Here is a 4132-nt window from a genome sequence, read left to right as displayed (position 1 = left end):
TCGGGCGCAGTCGCCTCGGCGTCGGGCCAGGGCGCCTCGGGCGCCAGCGCGGAGGGTGTACCCTCCTCCGCCGGCGTGGCCGGGGCGTCGCCCGCGAGCGCCGCGGGCGTTGAGGCGGCGGCGGGCTTGCCGTCCATCGCCTTGCGCAGTTCGTCCCGCGCCAGCGCGACCGGATCGCCGCCGATCGCCTTGGAGGCGACGTCCTTGAGGCCCGAGACCTCCTTGCGCAGTTCGTCGAGCTCAGCCTCGCGCATGGCGTCGTTGAACTGGGTCTGGAACTCGCCGGCCATGCGCCGCACGGTCGCGACCATGCGGCCCACGTTGCGCAGCAGAGCCGGCAGGTCCTTCGGCCCCACGACGACCAGCGCCACCACGGCGACGATCAGAAATTCGGACCAGGCGATATCGAACATGGACGCAAGCCCCTGCAGGGGCGCAGGCGCTCGCCGCGCCGCGCCCGGAGCGCCGCGGACGGCGCCGGTCGCTTAGGACTTGTGGACGTCGTTCGCGCCGACGCCGGTGCGCGCCTGCGCGTCCTGGCGGTGCTCGATGGTCTGCCCGCCGCGCGGCTGCGACATGCCCTCGGCGACGTCGTCGTCTTCGGCGAGCCCCTTCTTGAAGCTCTTGATGCCCTTGGCCATGTCGCCCATCAGCTCGGAGATCTTGCCGCGGCCGAACAGCAGCAGGACGAGCACGGCGACGACCAACCAGTGCGTGAGGCTCATGGACGCTTATCCTCGATCAAACCGGCGAAGGCGGCGCCCGTCGCGACCGCCACGGCTTCGCCGCTTGGCTCGGAACCTAGGTCTCGTGTGCGGCGAACACAAGACTTTCGCTCAAGTCGAGCGTCACGCCGACGTCAGAATCGGGCTCCGGGGCCACGCCCGGGCGCAGCCGGGCGCGCAAAGGTCGCGCCGCGCCCTCGACCGCCACCTCCACGCGCTCCGCCCCGCCGACGAAACGGCGCGACAGGATCCGTCCGGCGACGCCCTCGCCCACGGGCCCGATTCGCAGGCTCTCGGGACGCGCGGCCACCACCGCCGCCCCGTCCGGCAGGCCCCCGGCCGGGGCGTGGCCCAGCGCGCAGAGGGCTGATCCGTCGCGGATCTCGGCGTCGAGTTCGTTGAGGTCGGAGAAGAACCGCGCGGCGTAGAGCGTCGAGGGCGCGCGATAGAGGGTTTCGGGCGCGCCGCGCTGGATCACCCGGCCGCGCCGCAGCAGCACGATCTCGTCCGCCACCAGCATCGCCTCCTCGGGATCGTGGGTGACGATCACCGCGGTCGCGCCAATGTCTTTTAGAACGCCGAGCGTGTCGTCGCGCACCTGGTCGCGCAGGCGCCGGTCGAGGCCGGAGAACGGCTCGTCCATCAGCAGCACGCCCGGCCGGGGCGCGATGGCGCGGGCGAGCGCCGCGCGCTGCTGCTCGCCGCCTGAGAGTTCGCCCGGCAGCCGCCCACCATGGGCGCCGAGCCCGACGCGCTCAAGCTCCTCCCGTGCGAGCGCCTCGGAGCGCGCCCGCGACAGGCCCTTGAGGCCGAAGGCCACGTTCCGCAGCAGGGTCATGTGCGGGAACAGCGCGAAATCCTGAAACATCAGGCCGACGCCGCGCTTTTCCGGCGGCAGGAACACGCCCGGCCCGGTGACGACCCGATCGCCGAGCCGCACCTCGCCCCGCCCCGGCCGCTCCACGCCGGCCGCGATGCGCAGCAGCGTGGTCTTGCCCGAGCCGGATTCGCCCAACAGCGCCACCACGGCGCCGGCCGGCGCCGTGAACGACACGTCGCTGACGGCGTAGCCCTCGCCGTGGGAGTGCCACACGCCGTCGAACGCGAGCGACAGGGCCCGGACGCGCGCCGGCGTCTCGGGCGCGGCGGCGAAGTTCAGCGTCATGGCGCAGCGCCTCCTTCATCGTCGGTCGAGAGCGCCTCGAACGGGTCGCCCTCCCCCAGCGGCTCCTCGTCCGCCGCCAGCGCGCCGTCGTCGCTCGGGGCCGGCAGGTCGAGGCCCGGCGGCAGCCGCGCGTCGAGCAGGCCCGCGCCCTTCAGCTCCTCCAGCCCCGGCAGGTCGGACACGCTCTCCAGCGCGAAATGGTCGAGAAACGCGGTGGTGGTGCCGAAGGTGACGGGCCGGCCCGGCGCCTTGCGGCGGCCACGCAGGCGGATATAGCCCGCCTCCAGCAGCGTCTCCAGCGTGCCGCGCGAGGTGGCGACGCCGCGAATCTCCTCGATCTCGGCGCGGGTCGCCGGCTGGTGATAGGCGATGATGGCGAGGGTCTCGATCGCGGCGCGCGACAGCTTGCGCGGCTCCCGCGCCTCCGCCGACAGGGCGGCCGCGATGTCGGGCGCGGTGCGGAACGCCCAGGCCTCGCCGACCCGGACCAGATTGACGCCCCGCCCGGCGTAGAATCCGGCCAGCAGCCGCAGCGCCAGCGCCACGTCGGTCCCGAGCGGCAGGCGGGCGGCGAGGACCTTCTCGTCGATCGGCTCCGGCGCGGCGAACAGCGACGCCTCGATCACGCGCAGCACGCGGTCGGGAACGCGCGCGGCCTCCTCCGGGGTCGGGCGCCCGTCGAGCCCCTCGACCGGCAGGAACGGCTCGTCGCCCCCGCTCACCGCTCGGACGGCTCCGGCGCGAGCGGCAGCGCCCCGCGCACGAACAGCGGCCCGAACGGCCGCTCCTGCCGCAGCTGAAGCCGCCCCTCCCGCGCCAGCTCCAGCGAGGCGCCGAGGCTGGAGGCCAGCACCGTCGCCCGCATCTCCGGCGTCATGTAGCGCGCCATCAGCGCATCGAGCCGCGCCCAGTCCGCGCTGCGGCCCGTCAACCGCCGCAGCGCGTCGCGGGCTTCGGCGAGCGTCCAGGTGGGGCGCCGCGCCACCGTGTGCGCGGTCTTCAGCGTCTTCATCCGAAGCCGCACATAGGCGGTCAGCAGGTCGAACAGCGTCGCGGTCCAGAGCGGCGCGCCCGCCGCGCCCTGCGGATCGGCTTCGCCCCGGGCGAAACGGTCCTGTCCGAGACGGGGCCGCGCCAGCAGCGCCGCGCCCGCCCGGCGCATGGCCTCGAGCCGCCGCAGCCGGAAGGCGAGCGCGGCGGCGACCATTTCGGCCGGGGGCTCGTCGTCGTCCTCGGCCCGGGGATCGGGCGCCAGCAGGCGCGATTTGAGATAGGCGAGCCACGCCGCCATCACGAGATAGTCCGCCGCGAGATCGAGCCGTTCCGCCCGCGCGGCTTCCACGAAGGCGAGATACTGCTCGGCGAGCGCCAGAATGGAGATGCGCGCCAGATCGACCTTCTGCCGGCGGGCGAGATCGAGCAGCAGGTCGAGCGGCCCCTCGAAACCGTCCAGATCCACCACGAAGGCGGCGCGTTCGGCCTCGGCCGCGGCGTCGGCCTCGAAGCTCAGGCCTTGCGGCGGGTCCCCCGCGGACACGGCCATGGACGTTCGATCTCCCGCGGCGTCAGGCGGTGGGCAGCCGGGCGAGCAGCGCGTCGCGCCGGGCCGCGAGTTCGGCGACGTCCACCGCGTCCGGCCGGGCGATCAGCCCGAGCGCATGCGCCGAACGCCGGGCGGCGTCGCCCTCCAGCCGCGGCGCCGCCGCCGCGACCTCGAGCATTTCGACCATGTCGCCGTTGCAATGCAAGGCGATGTCGCAGCCGGCGGCGAGCGCGGCGCCGGCGCTCGCGCCCACCGGGCCGGACAGCGCCTTCATGGACAGGTCGTCGGAGAGCAGCAGCCCGTCGAAGCCGATGTGGCCGCGCACGATCTCGGACAGCACCACCGGCGACAGCGTGCCCGGCCGGTCGGCGTCGATCGCCTCGAACACGATGTGGCCGGTCATGCCGAGCGGCATGTCCGCCAGCGCCCGGAACGGCGCGAAGTCGGTCGCCTCCAGCGTGGCGCGGTCGGTCGTCACCGTCGGCAGATGGTGATGGCTGTCCACGGTGGCGCGGCCGTGGCCGGGCATGTGCTTGACGACCGGCAGCACGCCCGCCGACAGCGCGCCCTCGCACACCGCCCGCCCGAGCGCCGCGACCGTCTCGGCGCGGTCGGCGTAGGCCCGGTCGCCGATGGCGTCCGTCATGCCCTCCGCCGGCAGGTCGAGGACCGGCAGGCAGTCCACGGTGACGCCGAGCG

General features: G+C 74.4%; 6 protein-coding genes. All 6 read right to left on the bottom strand.

The genetic code is table 11. The features are described 5' to 3' along the window. Positions 1-413: Sec-independent protein translocase protein TatB (tatB, locus tag ACFQ4O_RS15760; protein ID WP_378777023.1), on the bottom strand; the 413-nt coding region annotated here is incomplete at its 3' end. Positions 414-485: 72 nt separating this feature from the next. After that, positions 486-725: a twin-arginine translocase TatA/TatE family subunit gene (locus ACFQ4O_RS15755; RefSeq protein WP_378777020.1), complete on the bottom strand. Its 240-nt coding sequence runs from the start codon at positions 723-725 to the stop codon at positions 486-488. A 76-nt stretch (positions 726-801) separates the two neighbouring features. After that, positions 802-1890, bottom strand: a complete 1089-nt coding sequence (locus tag ACFQ4O_RS15750; protein WP_378777018.1) for an ABC transporter ATP-binding protein — start codon at positions 1888-1890, stop codon at positions 802-804. After that, positions 1887-2612 (bottom strand): SMC-Scp complex subunit ScpB, encoded by a 726-nt coding sequence (gene scpB, locus ACFQ4O_RS15745; protein WP_378777016.1) that lies wholly within the window; start codon positions 2610-2612, stop codon positions 1887-1889. The genes ACFQ4O_RS15750 and scpB overlap by 4 nt, the downstream gene beginning before the upstream one ends. After that, positions 2609-3433 (bottom strand): segregation and condensation protein A, encoded by an 825-nt coding sequence (locus ACFQ4O_RS15740; RefSeq protein ID WP_378777014.1) that lies wholly within the window; start codon positions 3431-3433, stop codon positions 2609-2611. Before ACFQ4O_RS15740 ends, scpB begins: the two co-directional genes overlap by 4 nt. Before the next feature lie 22 nt (positions 3434-3455). Then, positions 3456-4132: glycoside hydrolase family 3 N-terminal domain-containing protein (locus ACFQ4O_RS15735; RefSeq protein WP_378777012.1), on the bottom strand; the 677-nt coding region annotated here is incomplete at its 5' end.

This window comes from Methylopila musalis, assembly GCF_042679725.1.
Taxonomy (GTDB): domain Bacteria; phylum Pseudomonadota; class Alphaproteobacteria; order Rhizobiales; family Methylopilaceae; genus Methylopila; species Methylopila musalis.
The sequence above is the reverse complement of the archived record's forward strand: the minus strand, read 5'-3'. Positions and strand labels throughout refer to the sequence as shown.